The 23,596-nt window shown below is 42.7% G+C and carries 17 protein-coding genes; 16 read left to right on the plus strand and 1 reads right to left on the minus strand.

All coding sequences use genetic code 11. From position 1 onward, the window contains the following. Positions 1-3 precede the first annotated feature (3 nt). The 16 genes from tmk to DL796_RS10480 all read left to right on the plus strand — a co-directional run bounded on the left by tmk (position 4) and on the right by DL796_RS10480 (position 22,822). Complete coding sequence (tmk, locus tag DL796_RS10405; protein ID WP_110201645.1) at positions 4-648, plus strand: dTMP kinase; 645 nt, start codon at positions 4-6, stop codon at positions 646-648. Continuing rightward, positions 645-1,667, plus strand: coding sequence for a DNA polymerase III subunit delta' C-terminal domain-containing protein (locus tag DL796_RS10410; protein WP_110201646.1), 1,023 nt, complete (start codon positions 645-647; stop codon positions 1,665-1,667). Before tmk ends, DL796_RS10410 begins: the two co-directional genes overlap by 4 nt. A 35-nt stretch (positions 1,668-1,702) precedes the next feature. Further along, a complete protein-coding gene (locus DL796_RS10415; RefSeq protein ID WP_110201647.1) occupies positions 1,703-2,053 on the plus strand; it encodes a PilZ domain-containing protein in 351 nt (116 codons plus the stop codon). Between the two features lie 82 nt (positions 2,054-2,135). Continuing rightward, positions 2,136-2,924, plus strand: a complete 789-nt coding sequence (locus tag DL796_RS10420; protein WP_110201648.1) for a TatD family hydrolase — start codon at positions 2,136-2,138, stop codon at positions 2,922-2,924. 130 nt (positions 2,925-3,054) lie between these two features. Further along, positions 3,055-5,118 (plus strand): S8 family serine peptidase, encoded by a 2,064-nt coding sequence (locus DL796_RS10425; protein WP_110201649.1) that lies wholly within the window; start codon positions 3,055-3,057, stop codon positions 5,116-5,118. A gap of 195 nt (positions 5,119-5,313) precedes the next feature. Next, on the plus strand, positions 5,314-7,779 hold the full coding sequence (locus DL796_RS10430) for a S8 family serine peptidase (protein ID WP_110201650.1): 2,466 nt from the start codon (positions 5,314-5,316) through the stop codon (positions 7,777-7,779). Positions 7,780-7,944: 165 nt separating this feature from the next. Further along, complete coding sequence (locus tag DL796_RS10435) at positions 7,945-8,778, plus strand: DUF6689 family protein (RefSeq protein WP_110201651.1); 834 nt, start codon at positions 7,945-7,947, stop codon at positions 8,776-8,778. 15 nt (positions 8,779-8,793) lie between these two features. Then, positions 8,794-9,693 (plus strand): FHA domain-containing protein, encoded by a 900-nt coding sequence (locus DL796_RS10440; RefSeq protein ID WP_110201652.1) that lies wholly within the window; start codon positions 8,794-8,796, stop codon positions 9,691-9,693. Between the two features lie 67 nt (positions 9,694-9,760). Further along, on the plus strand, positions 9,761-13,144 hold the full coding sequence (locus DL796_RS10445; RefSeq protein WP_110201653.1) for a serine/threonine-protein kinase: 3,384 nt from the start codon (positions 9,761-9,763) through the stop codon (positions 13,142-13,144). After that, the gene (locus DL796_RS10450) at positions 13,134-13,865 is read left to right on the plus strand and encodes a sensor histidine kinase (protein ID WP_110201654.1); all 732 of its coding nucleotides are present in this window, start codon (positions 13,134-13,136) and stop codon (positions 13,863-13,865) included. The genes DL796_RS10445 and DL796_RS10450 overlap by 11 nt, the downstream gene beginning before the upstream one ends. After that, a complete protein-coding gene (locus DL796_RS10455) occupies positions 13,865-14,500 on the plus strand; it encodes a response regulator (RefSeq protein WP_110201655.1) in 636 nt (211 codons plus the stop codon). Before DL796_RS10450 ends, DL796_RS10455 begins: the two co-directional genes overlap by 1 nt. 145 nt (positions 14,501-14,645) lie before the next feature. Further along, on the plus strand, positions 14,646-17,120 hold the full coding sequence (locus DL796_RS10460; protein ID WP_110201656.1) for a S8 family serine peptidase: 2,475 nt from the start codon (positions 14,646-14,648) through the stop codon (positions 17,118-17,120). A 201-nt stretch (positions 17,121-17,321) separates the two neighbouring features. Then, positions 17,322-18,500 carry an acyl-CoA dehydrogenase gene (locus tag DL796_RS10465; protein ID WP_110201657.1) on the plus strand — a complete coding sequence of 393 codons (1,179 nt, stop codon included), beginning with the start codon at positions 17,322-17,324 and terminating at the stop codon, positions 18,498-18,500. A gap of 184 nt (positions 18,501-18,684) precedes the next feature. Further along, entirely contained in the window at positions 18,685-20,868 is a 2,184-nt protein-coding gene (locus DL796_RS10470) for a carboxy terminal-processing peptidase (protein WP_110201658.1), read from the plus strand. Between the two features lie 115 nt (positions 20,869-20,983). Next, positions 20,984-21,880 carry a mechanosensitive ion channel family protein gene (locus DL796_RS10475; RefSeq protein WP_110201659.1) on the plus strand — a complete coding sequence of 299 codons (897 nt, stop codon included), beginning with the start codon at positions 20,984-20,986 and terminating at the stop codon, positions 21,878-21,880. Between the two features lie 6 nt (positions 21,881-21,886). After that, on the plus strand, positions 21,887-22,822 hold the full coding sequence (locus DL796_RS10480; protein ID WP_110201660.1) for a zinc transporter ZntB: 936 nt from the start codon (positions 21,887-21,889) through the stop codon (positions 22,820-22,822). 9 nt (positions 22,823-22,831) lie between these two features. Here DL796_RS10480 and DL796_RS10485 read toward each other — a convergent pair whose 3' ends face one another. Continuing rightward, positions 22,832-23,578 (minus strand): HesA/MoeB/ThiF family protein, encoded by a 747-nt coding sequence (locus DL796_RS10485; protein ID WP_110201661.1) that lies wholly within the window; start codon positions 23,576-23,578, stop codon positions 22,832-22,834. Between the last annotated feature and the right edge of the window lie 18 nt (positions 23,579-23,596).

Here is a 23,596-nt window from a genome sequence, read left to right on the forward strand (position 1 = left end):
TTTATGACAGCTAACACTATGGGCCGTTTTATCACTGTCGAAGGCACTGAAGGCGTCGGTAAATCCACTAACATGGCTTTCGTAAAGCAGTGGTTGGAGAACAAAAGGCATAGCGTCATCCACACTCGCGAGCCGGGAGGCACGCCTTTAGCCGAAGAAATTCGTGAGCTTTTGCTGGCTAAGCGTGATGAATCGGTAGATAGTCATACCGAACTTTTATTGATGTTTGCAGCTCGTTGCCAACATGTTTATAGCAAAATTCTGCCGGCACTTGAGCAAGGTACTTGGGTTCTATGCGATCGCTTTACTGACGCTAGCTACGCCTATCAGGGCGCAGGCCGCGGACTTGGTTTTAATAAGCTTAAAGAGCTTGAAGCATGGGCGTTGCGTGGCTTTAAGCCAGATCTAACGCTGATGCTGGACTTGCCCGTTGAGCTAGGTTTGGAGCGAGCGCAGAAGCGTGGCCCTGTAGATCGGTTTGAGGAAGAGAAAATCGAGTTCTTTAGTAAAGTTCGCCAAGGCTACCTCGATATTGCAGCGTCTGAGCCGGAGCGGATGAAGGTGATCGATGCCCGCGGTAGTGTTGCTGAAGTACAGCAGCAGATTGAGCAAACCCTTGAAAAGTTTTATCAGCAGGTTGCATCATGAGTCTATTTGGTGAAGAACGCCTAACACCTTGGCAAAAAGAGCCTTTCGCACAAATTACTTCGCAATTTCAACAAGGAAAGTTACCGCATTCGATTTTGATGTTAGGTGAAGATGGCGTCGGACGAGAGGATTTTTGCGAGTTTGTGGCACAGTGGATGCTTTGTGCTGCTGACGATAAAGCCAGTGGCGCTTGTGGGCAATGTAAAAGCTGCCAGTTGTTTGAAGCTGAAACCCACCCTGACTACCATAAGTTGGCGGTTGAAGAAGGTAAGACCCAAATCTCAGTGGCACAAGTGCGTGAGCTTATTGAGCACATGCAAGAGTCGTCGCACCAAGCCGGCTGGAAGCTGGCAAACATTACCAATGTCCATGCACTAAACGCCAGTTCCTTTAATGCGCTATTAAAAACATTAGAAGAGCCGCAGCCACAAACACTGCTTATTATTCAGGCTGAGCAGCTACAAGGAGTACCTGCAACCATCAAAAGCAGGGCGCAAATCCGTAAGGTTGGCGTGACCGATGTTAGTATGACTCGCGAGTGGCTTAATCAGCGCCACAAATTTATTGAACAGGATATGGAAACCGCGATTCAGTTGTTTCCTGGGGCTCCTTATAAGGTTGAGGCGTTTGTTGAGCAGGGTGAAGCTTTTAAAAGCTCCGAGTTTATTTTTGACTTTGCTGATGTGATTCAAGAACAGCAATCGCCAATGGACGTTGCTGATAAATGGCTTGAAGAATTGCCAAACGCAATATTCTGGTGCCAGTTAATGTTCCGAGATGTGCTCTTTGTACAACAGGGAGCTGGGCAAAGTGAGGTGCAGCTGAAGCAACAGCATGAAGCGGTTGAGCTGATCGCTAATAGCATATCTGCCAAAGGTATCATGTTACTGCTTAATAAAATTATTGAGCTTCAACGGTTGATTAAGCTGAAAAGTCCGGCTAATCTAGGAGCATCATGGCAGAGCTTGCTGATTTTCAGCGCTCAAATTGCTAAAAAATACAAATCATTAGCACAATAACTTAAAGCACTTTACCCATTTAAAGGAAATCTTGGATGAGAATAGAAAGAACAGGCCCAGGAATTTTGACGATTCATGTTGAAGACAAAGAAGATTTGTATTCATCCTACATGCCTTTTGTTACCAACGGTGGTCTTTTCATTCAAACCAACAAGCAATATGACTTAGGTGATGAAGTATTTATGTTATTGGCCTTGGTCGATGAACCTGAGAAGTTACCTATCGCAGGTAAAGTTGTATGGGTCACACCGATTGGTGCACAAGGCAACCGCCGTGCGGGAATCGGCATCCAGTTTAGCGATCAAGACAAGGGTAAAGCTAAGAATGTCATCGAAACTATATTAGCTGGTAAACTGCAATCCGATAAGCCAACCCACACCATGTAAATTCTACCCAGCCCATATCACTTTATGGGCTCTCGTGTTACCCTAGCCAGTTGAATTTTGGCTTCCTTATTAATTTCAAATTATGTTGATTGATTCCCACTGTCATTTAGACCGTCTTGACTTAGAAGCTTTTGATGGCCAGTTAGACGGTGCATTAAGCCATGCGCGAGAGCAGGGCGTAAAACACATGCTATGTGTGTGTATTTCTATGGATAAGTTTCAAGATGTTCTATCCATAGCCGAGCAACATGACGATATTTCTTGCTCGGTTGGTGTTCATCCGCTTTATGATGGCGTTAAGGATACGGATGTTGAGGATCTTGTTACAAAAGCACAGCACCCAAAGGTCGTGGCGATTGGCGAAACAGGCCTCGATTATTTCTATAATAAAGAACCTGAAAACCATATTCTTCAGCAACAAAGCTTCCGTAAGCACATTCAAGCAGCTAATCAAGCGAATCTACCCATTATTGTTCATACTCGTGATGCGCGTGAAGACACCATTACGATCCTTAAAGAAGAAAATGCAGAAAAGTGCGGCGGTGTTTTGCACTGTTTCACCGAAAGCTTGGAAATGGCTGAAGCAGCTATGGAACTGGGTTTTTATATTTCCTTCTCAGGAATTGTGACCTTTAAGAACGCCGAAGAGTTGCGTGACGTATGTCGCAAGGTTCCTTTGGATAAAATCTTAATTGAAACAGACTCGCCGTATTTAGCTCCAGTGCCGCATCGTGGTAAGTCCAATCTTCCGGGTTATGTTAAAGACGTAGGCCAATTCGTTGCCGATTTACATGGTCTCAGCTACCAAGAGTTATGCGAGATTACCTCTACCAACTATCAGCGTCTATTCTCAAAATCTAAAGTTAGCTAGTAACTTTCATAGCGCCTAGCGTTTGTCTGGGTGCTATGCACATCTTTTATTAGGGGTTTTCCCCGATATAAATTCTATTTTGCATTCTCCATAGTGGTTAGCGTTAAATAAATAACGATAGGACCAAACTATGAAAACAAAATTTAAACTGCTATCAGCCTGTGTTTTAACAGCAATAGCTGGGGGTGCCCAAGCCGACGCCATCATTGGCCCAGATCTACAAGAGATGTTGCCAAACCTTCTTGAAAGCAAAAGAGTCATTATCACTACTCATGAAAAAGATGATCTTGATTCAGTGATGCTTCAAGTTAGCGCGCCTTATCTAAGCATGCAAGCGCTACCTATGGCTGGTGCTTCGCTTAATAAGTTACAAATCATGAACATCGCTAACGATGATCGTGTAAAGAGTATTTATTACGACAAGCCACTAAAGTATTACAACTTTACTTCAGGTGAAATTACTGGTGGTCACTACGTTCATGATGTTGAGGGTGTTACTGGTCAGGGTGTTACCGTTGCGGTACTTGATTCAGGTGTTGACGCAACTCACCCAGATTTACCAATGAACTCTAAAGTTATCGAAAACGTCAAAATTTTGGGTGACTTGGACTTACTAGGCGGTAGCAACTACTTCTTAGAAGGTATCCCAAACACTGATACTAGTTCAGGCCATGGTACTCACGTTGCTGGTACTGTAGCTGGTACAGGTGCTGCTTCTGCTACGGATGCGCGTCGTGCAAACTATCACGATGGTATTGCCCCAAATGCAAACATTGTTGGTTTAGGTGCTGGTGAAGCAATTTCAATTTTGTTCTCGCTTGGTGGTTTTGATTACGCGATTGCTAACCGTGAACGCTTAGGAATTGACATTATCACTAACAGCTGGGGTTCAAGCGGCGGCGCTGCTTTTGATCCAAATAACCCGATTAACCAAGCATCTTATGAAGCATATAAGAAAGGCATGGTTGTAGCGTTTGCAGCAGGCAACGACGGTCCGGATGACGATACAGTTAACCCATATGGGTTGGCACCTTGGGTAATTAATGTTGGTGCTGGTGACCCAGACAAAGAACTGACAGGCTTTTCTAGCCGTGGTGTTGAAGGTGATACCTTTAAGCACGTTGATATCGTAGCTCCAGGTAGCGGCATTATTTCTACTCGCGCAGCAGGTACTCCATTACCAGCTCTTAGTCCAGTAATTGAGCCAGACTATCCTGACTATCATCTATATTATGCAGGTATGAGCGGTACTTCGATGGCGACTCCATTTATTGCTGGTGTTGCAGCGTTATTGCTAGAAGTTAATCCAGATCTTTCTCCTGATCAGGTTGAAAGTATTATCCGTGAAACAGCTGACGACATGCCTGGTTATAAGTTCCACCAAGTGGGTGATGGCTATGTAAACGTTAAAGCCGCTGTTGAGCTTGCGCGTAATACGGAAGGTAACCGTCGTGACTTCTTAAACGGTCAAACGGCATGGTCTAGCCAAGGTTACTGGAGAGATATTGATCAGTCTGATTCAAATATCGACTACACCTCTCGTTGGAAGCTTGTAAACTCTAGCGATAGTTTTGGTGGTTCATACCTTCAAACTAAAAAGCGTGGTTCAAAAGCCGTGTTTGATTTTGTTGGCGAAAGTCTTCAACTAGTATACCAGGCTAACGACACAGGCGGCCGCGGTGAGTTGTTCGTAGATGGTCGCAGTCAAGGCATAGTAGACTTCTACAGCCAAACTCCAGAAACACGTACTTTTGCAGTTCGTGATCTTTCAGCGAGAGATATCCACTCAGTAGAACTTCGCCATGTGGAAGGTAAAATCAACCTAGATGGACTAAAAGTTGATGGTGAGCTTTTGGATAACGGCATGACCGTAGTAAACGAAGAGTTCTATGTTGAAGGTACAATCGGACCATCGGCTGAGAATGTTCAAACTCAAGACTTCCGCTTCTACGCAGATGATTCTGTTTCATTTATTGATTCAGATTTGAGCTGGGATGGCGTTGCTGACCTAGATTATGAGTTATTAGACCCGAACGGTGAGTCTGTCGCTTCAAGTGCGAGCTTAGGTAACCCAGAAGTGATTGGTTATGCTCCTACGGAAGCGGGTTACTACACATTACGCGTGAACGGCTACGCTAGTGTTTTAACTAACTACCGTATCAACACAACATTAACCAAGTTAGTAAGCAACTAATAGCGTTAATAGTGCAATTAAAGGCTCCTTTTCAGGAGCCTTTTTTGTGATACATGTCACGCTTTATTAGCTTTTAGGGAAATTGACTCTAATTTTGTAGGGGATAACCCTTATTCCTTTTGTACCTAGAATCAGTTTGAATGAAGTCAGCTAATAATAAAGATAATTTTTATTCATTGATTCGGAGTTTTGAGTATGAGAAACGCAGTAACCAAGCTTGCACTATCAGCAGCCCTAGCAGGGTTTAGTTTGAATGCTGCTGCCGATGCTGTTATCGGTAGCCAGTTGAAGCAGGACTTATTAAGTTTGAACCCAACAGATTCTGTCATGGCGGTTGTAACTTTTGACCAAATGGACAAAGTAAGCAGCAACCAGATGCAACAATTACTAAACCTTGGTTTGACTGAAGGCGTTCAATTTCAGTCGCTACCTATTGTTGGTGTTAAAGCAACACCAGCACAAATTGATGCAATTAGTAAGTTAGAGGGCGTTCGCTCAGTATTTGCCAACAGAAACTTGGAGTACTTCAACGCTGAGTCACGTGTTATTACGGGTGTCGATCGAGTTCAAAGCAATGAGTTCAGAGCGGCAAACGGCACAACCTTTACGGGTAAAGGTGTGACGGTTATGGTCAATGACTCAGGAATTGATGCGACTTTGGATGATTTGAAGTTTGGTTCAAAAGTTGTTCAAAACGTGCAGGCTGTAACTCATGCTCAAGCATTAACATTAACACCAGTTCGTGGTACTTGGATTGAAGATCAATTAACCACCGATTTAAACGTAGGTCACGGTACTCACTGTGCTGGAACACTTGCTGGTACGGGCGCGCATTCTAACGGCAAGCACAAAGGTGCAGCTCCAGATGCAGACTTAGTCGGCTATGGCTCAGGTGCAGGTCTATCAATCCTTGATGCTGTAGGCGGTTATGATTATGCCTTAACTCACCTTTATGACTTCAACAGCCCAATCCGTATTATGAGCAACTCTTGGGGCTCTAGTGGCAAATTCGATCCAGCAGGTCCTATTGCCGTATCTTCTTTCGTTGCTTACAAAAACGGCTTATTGTCAGTATTTGCTGCTGGAAACTCAGGTCCAGGCGAAGACACTCATAACCCATACGCTCAAATTCCATGGGGTATGTCAGTAGGTGCGGGTACAAAAAGCGGCACACTAATTGACTTCTCATCTCGCGGTAAAAAAGGAGAAGAGGGTACATTCACCATGCCAGACGGCAGCGAGTGGACTTATAAAAACGAAGTTTCAATCGTAGCTCCAGGCGTAGACATCATCTCTACACGTGCTAAAACAAACGCTGTATCGAACGGTGGCGCAGACGACGTTGACGCTATAGAAGCTGAATACCTTCCTTATTACACTATGATTTCAGGTACTTCGATGGCAACGCCTCATGTTGCTGGTATCGCTGCTGTTATGTTGGAAGCTAATCCAAATTTATCACCGCTAGATATTAAGAAGTTGATGATGGAAACGGCGACAAACATTCCTGGCTATGAAACATGGGAAGTAGGTGCGGGATACGTTAACGCTGAAGCAGCAGTCGCAGCAGCTCTTAATTATGACGGCAACTACGATGTTACTGTTAATAACTTGAATGAATTTAACGCTAATGCAATTTTAATCCCAGCGGATGAGCCGATTCCTTTCTCGGTAAATTATATCCCAGTTGGCAACCCAGACGAGTTTGAGTTTTATGTTGGTAAAGAAGTAGCATTTGTATCTGCTGCGGCTGATAACTTGGCTAATACCACTAAGCTTAAATTAACGGCACCAGATGGTACTGAATACTACGGTAACTTGACGCTACCAGTGTTAGAGACAGGCATGCGTGTATCTGCACCTGGTCAACAAGGTATCTGGAGTATCGAAGGTTACGGTTTAACCTCACTTTCAGGTGTTGAGCCAGATCCACTAGGTATTACTAACGGCCCAGGTCTTCCTGACGTTATTTCTGGTGAGATTACTCTTATTGAGTCAGGCGGTTACGAAGGCCTAAGCGACATCAACGGTCATCCAGCGAAAGGTGCTATCGAGTTTGCTGTAAGCGAGCGCTTAGTGGACGGTTTTGAAGATGGTTCATTCCAACCTGATGCAGACTTAACTAAAGGCGACTTGTCTAAATATTTAGTTATGGGTGCGGCGGTTCGTCAATATCGTGACCTATTGAATCAGCCAAGCATTAGCTTTGATGATGTAACAGGCAGCGATGCAGCTTTTGCAGAAGCAGTTAGCGCGCCAGCAGGTGCTCTTAAAGATGCGCAGCGTACTCAAGACCCTGTTGTTAGAACGACTGGATCTAGCTTTGACGCTGATACAAGTGTTAATCGTGCTGAATTAGCATACTCGTTAGTACAGGCATTAGGTCTACAAGCCGAAGCTGAGCAATACACTGGTGACATCACGGTTCAATATAATGGTGAAGCAGTGTCTGTTGTTGACCAAGATAGCATTCCTGCAGAGCTTCGTGGCCATGTACAAGCTGCGTTAAACCTATCACTACTCAGTGTTGAGTTTGATGTAGAGCAAGGTCCGTATGACTTAGAACCAACGTTAGTGGCACGTTTCAAGCCATCAGAAACGATGACTCGCGGTGAATACGCAGTAATCATTTCTAGAACTTACGACAGCTATTACAAGTAAGTTATTGAAAGGTACGGTGAGGCAGGGTGTAAACCCTGCTTTACACCTACCAAAAGGTATTAAATCTTGCAATAGGCGATAAATGTCAGTATTTTGAACATGCGCCATTTATTACTGGATGTAATGTTTCGGCGAATTGTAAGACTGTAAACACACTGGAGAAATATGATGACGAATTTCCTTAGCCGTTTAGCGGTTACCATTTCTGCGCTTTGCTTTTTTGCTAGTGCGCAGGGTTCACCTGTAGAGTTGACTGTCAATGGAGGGAATAAGATTGAAGCAGTAATTGAGTTGGCTGGTGGTATTGAAGCTGACTTTACTATTTCTTTCGAAAATGTCATTGGATTGAACGAAGAAAGCATTGGTCTTTCTGCCGAAGTGGTGGATATTACAGATTTAAACCTTCTGAACCGATTACCGTCGGTCTTAGATACCAATTTATTATCAGCATTTCCTATGCTGATTACCGTAGAGCCGCTATCTTCACAAGGTTTATCCTTTGAAGGACTGGTTACAGTGGATATTCATACCCACAACCTTGAATATACAGCAGGCACACCACTACGCTTGTTTAAAGCGCCGCTAGGTGGCGAATTCAAAGATATTACCATGACTATGGGCTCTGGTAGTTACCGCGCTCGTGGTACTACTGGCAAATTCTCTCAGTTCTTAATTCTTGCTGATCTTAGACTTCCAACAACCGTTGTTAATACTAAGATGAGCAACCTGGCAACCAACTTGAGCAACTTCTCAACGCAGATGTCAGCAGCAACATACACTGCATTAAGTGCAAAGCTTAACGAAGTTCAGCAACTGATTGCCGTTCAAAATTATACTCAGGCAAGTGATAAGCTGAACGAGTTTAAGCAAATTGTCGAAGCCGCTAGAGGCCTCGATATTCCTGATGTTTGGCGCTCAAGCCGTGATATTGATAATGTCGCCGGCGAATTAATGGCACTTGCAAATACTCTTCGCTTTAGTTTGCGTCTGATTAATTAACAGAGGTTTTATGTTATGCCAGCCAGAATAACTGCTTGTTATCCTGATAAGCCGGCTAAGGAAAGCTTACTTTTCGAAGATTCGCAGTATCAAGTAGGGAGAGACTTAGACTGTGAAGTTAGACTGAACCACCCCAGTGTGTCTCGCAAGCATGCGCGCGTCATCACAAAAGGCGAGCAGTGGTACCTGAAAGATGCTGAAAGTTCTAACGGTATAAAAGTTAATGGTCGATCAGTTAGTGACCATCTTTTGTCTGCAAACGACGTTATATCGCTTGGCGATATAGAGTGTTTGTTTGAGTTAAAAACCAAACAGCAACTTGATGCTATTGATGCTCATAATGAATGGCGTATACAACAATCCAGAAAAGATTATAACGAGCTAGCTCGCAAGTCCTTGTTAGAGGCACTTGATGAGCAACTTTATTCGCTGTTGAACTTAACGGGTACTCAGCGAGGTTTGGTCATGCTTGGAAATTCTCCAGACACCTTAACGGTTTGTGCCTCAAAAGGCATGACGCGAAAAGAATTCCACGAAAAATCATTCGAAGGTAGCGTCGGAGCTATGCAGCGCGCTATATCAAACAGAAGTCCTGTATTGGCTATGGACGTAAAGCTTGATAACAACTTAGCAGCTCGTGAAAGTATTCAACGTAAACAGATCGCAGCTCTTGCCTGCATTCCTTTGTTATCTAATAACAATTTGGTAGGCATCGTTTATACCGATAGCAAAGAAGCGAATAAGATTTTGACTGAACTCGACCTTGAGATTTTAAACTTAATTTCTGAACAAATTAAAATAAATTCTGAAGCTATTGTTTTACAAAATGAAATATCTGCTATATTAAATAATATTCCAGAACAAATATTTGCCGAACAACAACTTATTAAAGAGCAAATATTAGCCGTACATTAATCATTAATTTATTACGGCAACCTCTGAAACCTATTATTTTGGCTACTAGCCACAGGAGCAGTGATTAATGGGGCATGATGACTTAGATAAAGATACTAAGTCCGATTCGTTAAAAGAAACGCAGATATTATCTAAACTTGCGACTCTAGAAACTAATAGCATCTTAGTGGGTCGCTTTAAAGTACTATCTCTACAGGGTTGTGGCCGTTTTGGTTGTGTTTATAAGGCGAAAGACCTTCAGCTAGATTCAGACGTAGCGATTAAAGTGCTTCACCAGCACTTAGTGTCTGATACTTCTCTACGCAATTTTAAAAACGAAATTCTTACTCTACGCCAGCTTTCTCACCCGAATATTGTTCGAGTCCATGAGTATTATGAAAGTGATGATTGCCACTTTATTACGATGGACTGGATAGAAGGGGATAGCCTTAATGACTGGTTAGAAAAGCACCATCCTCTCAGCGCTGATCTTATAGATAGTCTTGTAGAGCAGCTTATCCAAGCGCTTTCCGTTACCGAGTCAAAAGGGATAAACCATAAAGATTTAAAGCCCGAGAATATCCTGATCGACGAGCAACAGCAGTTGTATATTGCCGACTTCGGCATCGCGACCGCTATTGGCGAAAAAGCCTCCTCGGTTATCGCTGGCACTCCGCATTATTCTCCACCTGAATATTTAGAGTCAGGAAAGGTCAGTAAATCGATAGATATTTATGCTTTTGGTTTGATTCTGCATGAGTTAATTACTGGTAAAGCACCTTATAAAGCTCAAACTCAAGAGCAGTTAATTCAGGAAAAGTATCAACAACAGAAGCTCAATTTAGATTCTAAATATAGTAAATATAATGCAGTTATTGGGGCCTGTACGTCACCGTTAGATACAGCGCGCCCTGAATCTGTTGCGCAAGTCAAAGAGCTGATATCTGAAAACTTAAAGCCAGAAAGTGCGAATAAAACATCATTAAAGGCCTTGTTCGGCTTAGTTATAATTGCCATTGCCGGAATTGCTGGATACTTTATTTATAGCTCGAAAACAGAAGAAGGAGCTGGAAAGCTTGTCGCAACAGCGCAATCAGAAACTAAATCGTTAACTATTTTGCCATTCGTGACAGAAGGCACAAGCGCTGAGCCTTGGTTGACCAACGGCCTGCCTATCTTTGTCTCCAATGAGCTGTCCGGTTCACCGAAGCTGCGCATAATTGGATTTGAACGTTCTAAAGAAACCTTAGATTTATTAGGTTACAAACAACCGCTAGATGATGCCAAGCTAAAAGTTATTGCGGAACTTACTCAAAGCTCCTATCTGCTTCAAACCAATATCATTGCGATAGGCCCTACAGAGTTTCAGGTGGATGTAAACCTAATCCAAGTTGTTGGAAGCGGTTTGCAAAGCGACTCGGTGTATAGTTTCCAATCCAAAAAAGATGCAATTGCACAAAAGTTTAATCAAGTTCCGCAGATGGTCAGTAACCGCTTGGGTCTTAAGACCATTGAGGATATTGAAACTCTACCTCAAGGGATTAGCTTAAAAACTCTATCAGAAATCGAGTTTTTATTGGGTAAAGGGGATTTGTCTAAAGCGAAAGCCGAGCTCAAAGGGTTATTAAAAGCCACACCTAGTTACGCCAGGGGCTGGTTACAGTTAGGTCAAATAGAAGCAGCCGAAGGTAATATATTATCGGCTGAGCCTGCTTTACAAAAAGCACTCGAGTTTTCTCGAGAAAATTCGCTAGTGAAGAGCATGGCACAGGCAGAACTCCAGTTACTAAGCGAAGATATTGATGGTGCCATTAACACCTACCAAGAGGTTTTGAAACAACTACCCAATAACCACGAAACACGTTTTAGCCTGGCTCAATTATTTATTGAGCAGCAGTCCTTTGAAGAGGCTGAGCGAGAATTAAACACCATAGTAAAAAGTGATGAAAACCACCCTCAAGCTTGGTATGAGTTAGCAAAAGTGTCGATTTGGCAAGGCAATACCCAGGAGGCCGTCGACAACTATTTGGTTAAAGCATTGGTGACAGCCAAGAAGCTTAAAGATAAACAGCTCGAAGGGGATGTCCTTAATGCTTTTGGTGTGGCTTATCATCGTCTCGGACAACTTGACGATGCTCTTGATTACTACCAACAAGGGCTCGTTTTTCGAAAAGCCGTAAAGGACGCAAGAGGTGTGGTCACCAGTTTGTCGAATCTTGCCGCAGTGTATGCGGTTAAAGGTGATTACGAAAAAGCTGAAGCCAGTTTGTTAAATGCTTTAGAAGAAAATAAGTCTCGAAATGATGCGGTTAAACAGGCCGATCTGTTTAATGAGCTGGGGGTGATAGCGGAAGAGCAGGGCTTTTATCAGAAAGCGTTAGATCACTTTAGAGCTTCCCTGAGTATTCGTATGAAGCTTGATGATGACTGGCTGAAGGCGGAAAGTCTCAATAATGTGGCATATATTTTCTTCTTATTATCCGATGAGGAACAAGCCACCATTTACTGGGAGCAAGCTAGAGCTTACTATCAAAAGGTTGATGATCCTGTTGGCGTGATTCGCGTCGATGAAAATATGGCCCAATTAGATTTACAAAAAGGACATTGGCAGAAAGCGTATCAAAGTTATCAAGCGGCTCTAAAAAAGTCTGAAGAGTTAAATTTGTTAGAAGAAGCCATAGTAGCTAAAGCTTATTTAGCTAAAATTGCATTTCTTCAGAGTAACTTTGAGTCACCTCTGCAAGAACTTGAAACCATCAAAGACGAGTTAAAGGATCGCCAAGATGTCCGTGGTCAGGTTGAGTTTAGTTTATGGCTCGCTGAATGGTCACTTCTAATTGGAGATTACGAGCGGTCCGACGCAGTGTTGAAAGAGCTTGAACCTTTAATGGTGCAGGAAAACAATCGTTCTCAACAATTAATTTATCAGACCTACCAAGCTCGATTAGAGCTCTATCGTGGACAAGATAGCGGAATACCACAAGAAATAAGTCTCGATAACATTACTGCTAAGGCGGGCTTAGAGCACCTCATATACCTTTTTGAATATGCGGTTTTAAGCAATGATACTGACGCTAATAAAAACATGGTTTTCAATCGAGCAGATATACTGTTTAAGCAGTATGACTTAGATCTTCATAAGTTTTACCATTTAAGAAAACTAATTCTGAGTGGCTTTTATTTTGCTCAGCACAATGATATTGAGCAGTTAGAGCAAACGTTGAATCGTACCTTGCTACTAAATCGTGGCGTTGGTACCTATTGGAGAAGCTACCAGGTTGACCGTTTGCAAAGCATTTACTATAAAACTAATAATAATACAGCAGAAGCCCAAGAAAGCTCACAACAAGCTGTAGCGAAAATAACAGAACTATTACAACAATTACCCGAACAACAAAGGCAACACTTTATTTCATTGCAAGGACGTTACTTTAAGAACGACAACATGATGGAGCAACTTTATGACAAATAGTAATGAAATTGGAAAAATGTTAGATGCGCTAAGTTTAAAGCAAAGTCAGATCGCAGAGAATTTAGCATCGGGTAATACTCAGATGCGCAGCCTCGCTAAGCGTGTTTGGCGGGTTCAAGAAGACGAGCGTAAACATATAGCGAGAGAATTGCATGATGGAGTTGGACAGTTGCTAACAGCGCTAATCAACCAGCTCGAAATGACTACGCAAGAAGATATTTCTACCGAATTACAAACAAGTTTGCAAGATAGTTTGGAGCTCGCTAGACAAGCCTTAAGCGATACTCGAAAAATTTCTCGCTTAATGCGTCCCAGAATTCTTGATGACTTAGGCCTAGAGCCTGCCTTAAAGTGGCTAACTCGGGTAATGAAAGAGGAAGAAAAGACAGACATTGTGTTACAGGCGCAGCTAGATCATGAACTTGATGGCGAGACTCAAACTTTGGTATTCCGCATCGTGCAAGAATCTATCAATAATGCAGTAAAACACGCAAAGGCCTCAACCATAAAAGTGCAGGCTGTGGCTCAGCCAAGCCTACTTATGGTGAAAGTTAGTGATGACGGGGTTGGCATGGATACTGAAAAGGCACTAGGTCCGGAAGGATTTGGCCTTTCAGCAATGCAAGACCGTGTTGCAGCTTTTGGAGGCCAATTAATGATACAGTCTAAGTTAGGCGAAGGTAGCGAAATTAAAATGGTACTAATGGGGAACTATAGCTGATGATACGAGTGTTACTGGCTGATGACCACACTATATTGCGACAAGGATTGGTCAGTATTTTGGCTAAGGACGATGAGTGCATGGTTGTAGGTGAAGCATCAAATGGCTTAGAAGCCGTCGAAAAGGTTTTGGAATTAGAGCCACAGATAGCTGTGATTGACATTAGCATGCCAGAGCTTAACGGCATGGAAGTGGTGAAGCGTATCAACAAGAAGCTGCCTGAGTGCAAGATTCTAGTACTAACCATGCATGAAGAAGAAGAGTATGTTATTCACATGGTTCGAGCAGGTGCCTCCGGTTATCTTCTTAAAGACAGCGCAAGCGAAGAGCTTATAAAAGCAGTGAAAACACTGGCTAATGGTAAAAGTTATTTTAGTCAGTATGCAGCCCAGGTGCTCGCGAATCAGTACACACAGCCTGAAAAATGGAGTGATCCCTATAAGAATCTGACCAAGCGTGAAAGGGAAGTCTTTCACTTGGTGGTTGATGGTAAAACAACTAAAGATATTGCGAAAGCTTTAGACATCAGTGTTAAAACTGCGGAAAACCATCGTGGCAAAGTCATGGATAAACTAAACGTGGCTAACTCTGCTGAGCTCGTAAAGTATGCGGCTCAACATAAGCTCTTGATTTAAAAGCAAAGGTCTTACCACCTGTAACTTGTTGAAAATCTCCTAATTAGGTAGCAAACCAAATAAAAAATAGGGGGTTTCCCCGATACCTCTCATATCTTGTTTCATGTCATGCTCATTGCGTAATCACTAAATGGGTAAGTAAAACATGAAAAAGTCATCACTTTTTAATTCAAAACCACTCCACGCAGCACTATTAGCTGCTGGTCTTGGCGTAAGTTCTTTAGGCTTGTCAGCAAAATCTCTTGGTCCACAATTGAGCGAAATGCTTCCTGTGGCTTCTGATTCTCAAGTATTCGAAGTTATTGTCACTTTCGAAGGCGACGGTCCTGCATCACCATTGCAGTTAGACGCGCTAGAGCAGCTTGGTGTTAATACCGGCATCAGCTTACAGAATTTACCGATTGTGGGTATGTTAGCCACAAAATCGCAAATCGAAGCTATTTATGAGCGTGACGATGTTCGCTCTGTATGGCACAACTCAGAGTTGAGTTATGAAAACCAAGGCGCGACACAAATTACAGGTGTTGATCGTTTACGTGAAGACCGTAGTTTGCGTAGCCAAGGTATGCCGTTCTCTGGTCGTGGCATTGGTGTTGTTGTTAATGACTCAGGTGTTGATGGTACACACCCTGATCTGAAATTCCCTAATCACGTTGTTCAGAACGTATTGGCGCAAACAAACTTGCGTTCTTTCAGCGACCTAGCGCCTATCACTTATCAAGAAAACGTTGCTAATACTGATATTGGTGGCGGCCACGGTACTCACGTAGCGGGCACTATTGGTGGTAATGGTAGTATGTCTAGCGGCGAGCAAGAAGGTGTTGCTCCAGGCGCTAAAATTATCGGTTATGGTTCAGGCGCAGGTCTATTTATTCTTGATACGCTTGGTGGTTTTGATTATGCATTAAGCCATCAATATGAATACAACATCCGCGTTATTTCTAACTCTTTCGGTAGCACAAGTGACGTAGGCTCAGACTTCAACCCTGATCACCCTACAAACGTTGCAACGAAAAAATTGAGCGATAACGGTGTAATCGTTGTTTTCTCAGCAGGTAACTCAGGTAATGGTGAAAGCACTATTACGGGTAACTTCAAAAAAGCTCCTTGGGTTGTAACAGTAGCTGCAGGCGATAAAGATGGCAACTTAGCTGACTTTAGTTCGCGCGGTGTTAAAGGCAAAGGCGGAACTGTTGAAGTTGACGGTGAGACTTTTGAATGGGTAGACCGCCCAACAATTACTGCTCCTGGTGTTGATATTGCTTCAGCTCGCGCTTCTTTAGGCAGTACTTCATGGTTGAGCATCACTGATGATGTTGATTTGCTACCAGCAGCACAAGTTCCTTATTACACACACTCTAGCGGTACTTCAATGTCAGCGCCACACATCTCAGGTGTTGTCGCTTTAATGTTAGAGGCGGATCCATCGCTAAACTGGCGTGATGTTAAGCGTATCTTAGAAGATACAGCTACTAATATGCCTGGTCTAGAGCCATGGGAAGCGGGCGCTGGTTATGTTAACGCTTATGCGGCGGTTAAAGCTGTGCTTGACGAAAGTCAAAACTTTGGCCAAACCACTAAGGTAAATCGTGACTTTAACGCAGCTTCACTTACGTCTTTAGCGCGTGATTTTCCAACAAGCGTTCCTTTTTCTCCAGTAGGCGATAACCCAGGAACTACATTCAACGTAGCTGATGATATTTCATTAGTTATGGCGAGCGCTCAAGTTTCTGATAACACTGTAGCACTAACCTTAACTAGCCCATCAGGTAAGCGTTATGGTTCAAGCATCGCATTACCAGTACTAGGCGAGAACATCGCAGTAGTAGCTCCTGGTGAAGCGGGTGAGTGGGTTATTAAAGCAGGTGGTATCGGCTCTGTTTCAGGTGTACCGCTAGACCCAGCAGGCGTAACGAATGGTTATGCTGCACCTGGCACTATTCAAGCAAATATCAAAATGATCCGTACTGATGGCTTTGTTGGCCTAGACGATGTTGTTGGTCACCCAGCACAAGGTTTCATCGAGCACGCAGTTAGCGAGCAACTGGTCGATGGTACCTCTAATGGTTTCAAACCAGATCGACTATTAACACGTGCTGAGATGGCTGAGTACTTAACTTTAGGCGCTGGTATCCGTCAGTCTAACAGTGCTGCTGACCAGGTTTTCGTTGACGTCAAAGCAAAAGATGCCGCTAGCATTAATGCTGTAACGCAAAACGGTAGTGCGCTAAAAGACCGCGTACAAGAGCAAGCTCCAGTTATGACTGGTAATGGCTCAACTTTCGACCCTAAAGGCAAAGTGAGCAAGCTTGATGTTGCTTACTCACTAATGCAGTCGCTAGGTCTTGAAGGTGTTGATTCGAGCTATGACGGTACAAACTTAACAGCTACCTTCGGCGATGAGCGCGTTGTAGTTGCTGATCAAGACATGATTCCAGAAGGTCTTAAGCACTATGTACAACATGCGATTGACCGTGGTGTGTTAGGCGTAAGCTTCAGCGTTGAGCAAGGTCCATTTGACCTAGAGCCAACAATTGTAGCTCACTTCTCGCCACAAGAATTAATGAGCCGTGCTGACTTCGCTGTAGCAATGAGCCGTTATTACTTATCGCAAAACTAGGAAGCATTCAGAGTTTTAAATCTCCAGTGGGAGACTTTATCCAGGGACGGACTTTTTATTCCTACATTGGCCAGCTTTCGAGCTGGTCTTTTCTTTTCAGGAGCTTATGCAATTACCCTCATCAGACCAGTGTATAGGGGCTGGTGATATCTGTTAAGATTGCGTATATTCCATTCAACATTCCTTAGAACTAAAACGAACATGTCTAAAGCCTTACTAGAACATTGGGATGATATCCTACTACTTGACGAGCAGTTAACCGAAGAAGAGCGATTGATTCGTGATACGGCAAGAGATTATTGCCAAAACAAATTAATGCCTCGTGTCTTAGAAGCAAACCGTCACGAGATTTTCCACCGTGAAATCATGAGTGAACTTGGTGAGCTCGGCTTATTAGGCTCAACGATTGATGGCTATGGTTGTGCCGGAGCATCTTACGTAGCTTACGGTTTAGTAGCGCGTGAAGTTGAGCGTGTGGACTCGGGCTATCGTTCGGCGCTTTCTGTGCAGTCTAGCTTAGTGATGCATCCGATTAATGAATACGGTACAGATGCACAAAAAGAAAAGTATTTACCCAAACTAGCCACTGGCGAGTGGGTAGGGTGTTTTGGTCTGACTGAGCCAGACTCGGGCTCAGATCCGGCGAGCATGAAAACTCGCGCTAAGAAAGTCGATGGTGGTTATATCATCAGCGGTACAAAAATGTGGATCACTAATTCACCAATCGCTGATGTGTTTGTTGTGTGGGGCAAAGATGACAACGGTGATATCCGTGGTTTTGTTCTTGAAAAAGGCATGGAAGGTCTTTCAGCACCAAAAATCGAAGGCAAGTTTTCACTCAGAGCCTCAATCACAGGCGAAATTGTCATGGATGAAGTGTTTGTTCCAGAAGAAAATATGTTCCCTGAGGTAAAAGGGTTACGTGGACCATTTGGCTGCCTGAATAGAGCACGTTACGGTATTGCTTGGGGTGCGATGGGCGCAGCTGAGTTCTGTTGGCACGCAGCACGCCAGTATGGTTTAGAGCGCAAACAGTTCAACAAGCCACTAGCCTCGATGCAGTTATATCAGAAGAAGCTTGCTGATATGCAAACTGAGATCACTATTGGACTGCAGGCGGCTTTGCGAGTAGGTCGTTTGATTGATGAAAAGCGTTTTGCACCAGAAATGATTTCTTTAGTAAAGCGTAACTCTTGTGGTAAAGCGCTTGATATCGCTCGTATGGCGCGTGATATGCACGGTGGCAATGGTATTTGTGATGAATTCCATGTGATTCGTCATGCAATGAACCTTGAAGCGGTTAATACCTATGAAGGAACCCATGATATCCACGCGCTAATCCTTGGCCGTTCGCAAACAGGTTTACAAGCTTTTATGTAGAACCATGTTCGGAAGTGTCTGATTAATATACAATTTGGGGGCTTATAGCCCCTTTTTTTAATTCTGAGTTAATTGAATCACACTTTTTAACACTCTAAGGCTTGTATTTTACGTAAATTTACGCAACCTTAAGAGGGTAAGAGAGTCTATTTAGAGACGATAAAAATTAACGAAAGGTTATTGAATGATTGATAAAAAATGGCTACTAGCCGTATTGTTAGGTTTATCTTTTGGGGCATCAGCCGATACTGGCGTCCAAAAGTCGCCTAAAAAGTTTGACAAGGAATTACACCAAGAGGTTTATTCTCTGCCAGCGCCAGCTAGCTTGAATATGGAGCCGGAAGTGAAATTTGGTGAAACAGGTCGCTTGGTAGCATTTCTATTAATGCAAAGCCATTACTCACATCCCAAGTTTGATGACAAACTATCAGAAGAAGCATTCAGACAGCTCATCAAGTCATTCGACCCAAACCGAAGTTACTTTTACCAAAGCGACATCGATCAATTAAAAGTATTTGAGGATAAGTTTGACGATGCCTTGAGAACTGGAAAGATTGAGCTGGCTTATACTTTCTTTGAAATATTTGAAAACCGTTTCCGTGAGCGTTATGAGTATGCTCTGAAGCTACTTGAAGAGCCAATGGACTTTAGTGTTGATGAAAGCTTTGCTTATGACAGAACTGAAGCAGAGTGGGCTAAAGACGAAAAAGAACTTAATGAAATCTGGCGTAAACGTGTTAAAAATGATGCTTTAAACTTGAAGTTGGCAGAGCAAAGCGACGCTGAAATTAAGGAAAAGTTAACCAGTCGCTATCGTTCGGCCATTCGTCGTCTCTCGCAGACTAAAAGCGAAGATGTTTTTGGCTATTTTATGAACTCGATAAGTTCAGCAATCGATCCGCATACGACTTATTACACACCACGTCGTTTTGAGAATTTTGCGATAAACATGAGCCTTAAACTTCAAGGTATTGGTGCTGTATTAACACAGGAAGATCAGTTTACTAAGATCGTATCTGTAGTTAATAAAGGCCCAGCTCAAAAGTCAGGTCAGATCCATAAAAACGATAAAATCATTGGCGTAGCCCAAGGTGATAAGGGTGAGATGGTTGATGTCATCGGTTGGAGAAATGACGATGTCGTAGACCTTATTCGAGGCGAAGCTGGCACCGTTGTTAGATTACAAATTATTCCTTATACCGATGCCGGTGATGGTATGCCGAAAGTTGTTCGAATCGTGCGTGAAGAGATAAAGCTGGAAGATCAAGCTGCGAAGTCTAATACCATTGAAGTCGAGCAAGATGGCGAAAAGCTTAATCTGGGTATTATCGAACTGCCATCTTTCTACTCCGAGGCCGCAGCTCGTAACAAAGAGGAAGGTGAAGAAGTCAGCAGCACAACACAAGATGTTGAACGCTTAATTAAAGAACTTAAAAAAGAGTCAATAGACGGTCTAATTATTGATTTACGTAATAATGGCGGTGGTTCTTTAAGCGAAGTTGTCGACCTGGTTGGTTTATTTATTGACCAAGGTCCCGTTGTTCAAGGCCAGAGAATCGGCGGAGAGCTTCGTGTACTTAAGGACAAGACAGGTGGCACCGTTTATGACGGCCCATTAGCTGTTATGGTTAATGGTTCAAGTGCATCCGCTTCGGAGATTTTCGCAGGTGCCATTCAAGATTATGGTAGAGGAATTGTGATTGGCGAGAATACATTCGGTAAAGGAACCGTACAGAGCATCGCTGACTTAAACCGTTATTTGCGCAACCCTGAACTAAACGTAGGTGCTTTAAAGCTTACTATCGAGAAGTATTACCGTATCACAGGTGAAAGCACGCAAAATAAAGGTGTGCAACCAGATATCATGTTCCCATCAATTTATGATGCAAAAAAATATGGCGAAAGCTCGTATGACAATGCACTAGCTTGGGACACTATTGAGCCAGCGGACTTTAGTAAAACTGGTAGTTTGAAAGAGTTTATGCCATATCTTCAATATCGCCACGAGAAGCGTAGAGAGTCAAATGAGGAGTTTGCATTTTTTGTTGATGATGTTGAGCGAGCAAAAACTGAGCGCGACAACAAGCTAGTCTCTTTGAACTATGAAACTCGCTTAGCTAAGCAGCAAGAAAACGACAAGCTACGATTACAGCGCGAAAATATTAAGCGCAAACTACAGGGGCTTGAGCCTTTGGCGGAACTTGCGAAAGAAGACGAAGAGGCTGACGATAGCGCTGGCGAAGAAGATAAAGCCGATGAGCCTGATGTCTTATTAAAAGAGGCCGCAAACATCTTGGCCGATTTGATAGCTATTAAGGCGAAACCAGAGCTTATCGCTTCTTTTGAGGAAGAAATTAAAGAGCTATAGTCCACCTATAGTCTTATAAATAAAAGCCTTAACTTACAAATAGTTAAGGCTTTTTTATTGTTTCGTTAGTTCGAATAAACTATGATGGTTTTATATCCCATAAGTGGCTAAGACGATGCAAAAGCTCCTATCCAAACCATTATTTTCTATCGGTGAGAACTTCGACGTTAACGCATCTCAGATCTTACTGGCAATTTTGTTTGTCATCTTAGCAGCTTTATTCAGCCACTATATTTCAAAAGTCTTAACTCGAAAAGTTCTAGCAAAATTTAAGCTTGCAGAAGACGACTTAGTTGTTTTTAAAAGGCTTTTATTCTTTATCTTTCTCGCAGTTATCGTTGTTACTACCTTATCTTTTTTTAATATTCCACTGACTGCTTTTGCCTTTATTTCTGGTGCAGTGGCGATTGGTGCCGGCTTCGCTGCTAAAACGGTGATGGATAACTTCATAAGTGGTTGGATATTAATGTCTGAACGGCCTGTTCGGATTAAAGATATTATCGAATATGAAGGGCAAATTGGTCGAGTAATTGAAGTTGGAAATCGTTCCACTCTGATTCGTCGCATCGATGGTGCTCACATGGTAATCCCAAACAACAGTTTGTTACAGGCGAATTTAATTAACTGGACACTGGTTGACCCTAATATTAGAACTTCTGTAAAAGTCGGGGTTGGCTACGATAGTGACGTGGTTCGGGTGAAAGAAATTCTCGAAGAAATATTGAAAGCTCATGAATTGGTTATCGATGATCCGCCACCATCAATAATCTTCGAAGATTTTGGTGATAGCGCTTTGATTTTCGAAATATGGTTCTGGGCAAGTGTTCAAGAAGTCCGCGATCTTAGAACTATTCGAAGTGATATTCGATTTAGTATTAACCAGCAGTTTAAGAAAGAGGGTATTGTTATTGCTTATCCTCAGCGCGATCTACATTTTAAATTTAGTGACGCAGAGGAAAGCTTCCCTGTCGCTATTAAAAACAGTATGAATCAGGATGATAATAAAGGTTAAGGTGCGATGAAAAATTACGATATTTCCAACCAAGGTAGCTTGATTACAGAAGAACATGAGTCGCCTCGAGCATACCGCTGGTATCAAATGAATTACAGTCAAGATGATGACTGCCAGTGGCTCGATGAATATCCTGGTTTAAATAATCTTTTTAAAGAGCAGCTATTAAAAGCTGAAACTCGACCAGTCGTTTATCAAGATGAAGAGTCAATTTTATTGTGTTTACGAGGCGTTAACTTAAATGCTGGTGCTGATCCTGAGGATATGATTTCAATACGTCTATGGATTAATAATAATACCGTCATTACCAGTTGTAATCGCTCCAGTTTATCCCTAAAAGACATTCAAAAAAGTTTAGAGAACGGTCTTGGACCAAAAACACCCGGAGCTTTTTTAGCAACGCTAATCGAACGATTAGCAATTAGAATCGAAGATTTCTTTGAGCAGTTTGAAGAGCAGTTAGATATACAAGAAGATAATATTGAAACATTCAATAGTCGTGATTTAGGGACTGACCTTGGTAATCTGCGCCGGCAAGCGGCCACAGTGAAGCGATACTTGATGCCACAAAAAGATGCTTTAGAAAAGCTCACTAAAACAGATAGTAGCTTGCTGACGCCTCAAATCCTAGAGGATATGAAGGATGATAGAGATAAATTTGCACGACTTCTGGAAGATTTAGAGCTTTCACGCGAGCGCTCAATGGCGTTACAAGAACAATTATTGGCTAAGATCGGCTATGAGCAAAATAACAGGCTCTATGTTTTAGCCATTATATCAGCCATATTCTTGCCCTTAACTTTTTTATCAGGACTACTCGGCATGAATGTGGCGGGTATGCCCGGAGTGGAGAATGAAAGTGCTTTCTGGCTAGTGTCTGGTTTGTGTTTAATCATCGCTGTGGGCTTGATGATTTGGTTTAAAATAAAAAAGTGGTACTAGCTAATGGTATTAGCCACAAACAGTACAATTTGGATCTTTTTTTACTTTAAAAGTTTTAAACTCACTGTGTAAACTTTGATAATTCATCATAAAGCTTGAAGAAGGATAGCTAAGGTCAAGTATGATTTTAAGCACCTCCGTGGCTTGTAAGGTACCCATGGTGCCAACAACTGGGGATAAAATTCCTTGAGCAGTACAATCACCCTCAGGTAGTTCATTATCGCTATATAAGCATTGATAGCAAGCGTGCTCTGGCTCTAAGTTAAAAACAGCTAACTGCCCAGTAAAAGCGACTGCACTGGCTGAAACCAGAGGCGTTTTAGTCCTTACTGAAGCCTTATTTAGCATAAATCGTGTTTCAAAATTATCTGTGCAGTCCAAAACCGCACTATATCTTTCGGAACTAAGTAGTTCATCTAATAAGTCTATTGTAGCTCTAGCTTCAATGGCCCGAATATCTACATTTGGATTGATGTTGTTCAAACTTTCTTTGGCGGAAACTACTTTAGGTAACTTTAACGCGCCTATTCTATGAATAATTTGACGCTGTAGATTCGAACGTTCCACATGATCATCATCGACTAGCGTTAACCTCCCAACACCTGCGGCGGCAAGATACATTGCTGCCGGTGAGCCAAGACCACCAGCCCCAATAATTAAAACATGACTGTTTTTTATACGCTCTTGGCCTTCAAGATCAATTTCGGGAAGGATAATATGGCGACTGTATTGGAGGAGTTCTTCTTGTGTAAGCATAAAAATTTTTATTGAATT

It is taken from the genome of Kangiella spongicola, from assembly GCF_003194565.2.
GTDB lineage: Bacteria > Pseudomonadota > Gammaproteobacteria > Enterobacterales > Kangiellaceae > Kangiella > Kangiella spongicola.

Bases quoted from the DNA above. Each gene is read 5' to 3' on its own strand.
- tmk (WP_110201645.1), top strand. From the start codon at position 4: ATGACAGCTAACACTATGGGCCGTTTTATCACTGTCGAAGGCACTGAA.
- DL796_RS10410 (WP_110201646.1), top strand. From the start codon at position 645: ATGAGTCTATTTGGTGAAGAACGCCTAACACCTTGGCAAAAAGAGCCT.
- DL796_RS10415 (WP_110201647.1), top strand. From the start codon at position 1,703: ATGAGAATAGAAAGAACAGGCCCAGGAATTTTGACGATTCATGTTGAA.
- DL796_RS10420 (WP_110201648.1), top strand. From the start codon at position 2,136: ATGTTGATTGATTCCCACTGTCATTTAGACCGTCTTGACTTAGAAGCT.
- DL796_RS10425 (WP_110201649.1), top strand. From the start codon at position 3,055: ATGAAAACAAAATTTAAACTGCTATCAGCCTGTGTTTTAACAGCAATA.
- DL796_RS10430 (WP_110201650.1), top strand. From the start codon at position 5,314: ATGAGAAACGCAGTAACCAAGCTTGCACTATCAGCAGCCCTAGCAGGG.
- DL796_RS10435 (WP_110201651.1), top strand. From the start codon at position 7,945: ATGATGACGAATTTCCTTAGCCGTTTAGCGGTTACCATTTCTGCGCTT.
- DL796_RS10440 (WP_110201652.1), top strand. From the start codon at position 8,794: ATGCCAGCCAGAATAACTGCTTGTTATCCTGATAAGCCGGCTAAGGAA.
- DL796_RS10445 (WP_110201653.1), top strand. From the start codon at position 9,761: ATGGGGCATGATGACTTAGATAAAGATACTAAGTCCGATTCGTTAAAA.
- DL796_RS10450 (WP_110201654.1), top strand. From the start codon at position 13,134: ATGACAAATAGTAATGAAATTGGAAAAATGTTAGATGCGCTAAGTTTA.
- DL796_RS10455 (WP_110201655.1), top strand. From the start codon at position 13,865: ATGATACGAGTGTTACTGGCTGATGACCACACTATATTGCGACAAGGA.
- DL796_RS10460 (WP_110201656.1), top strand. From the start codon at position 14,646: ATGAAAAAGTCATCACTTTTTAATTCAAAACCACTCCACGCAGCACTA.
- DL796_RS10465 (WP_110201657.1), top strand. From the start codon at position 17,322: ATGTCTAAAGCCTTACTAGAACATTGGGATGATATCCTACTACTTGAC.
- DL796_RS10470 (WP_110201658.1), top strand. From the start codon at position 18,685: ATGATTGATAAAAAATGGCTACTAGCCGTATTGTTAGGTTTATCTTTT.
- DL796_RS10475 (WP_110201659.1), top strand. From the start codon at position 20,984: ATGCAAAAGCTCCTATCCAAACCATTATTTTCTATCGGTGAGAACTTC.
- DL796_RS10480 (WP_110201660.1), top strand. From the start codon at position 21,887: ATGAAAAATTACGATATTTCCAACCAAGGTAGCTTGATTACAGAAGAA.
- DL796_RS10485 (WP_110201661.1), bottom strand. From the start codon at position 23,578: ATGCTTACACAAGAAGAACTCCTCCAATACAGTCGCCATATTATCCTT.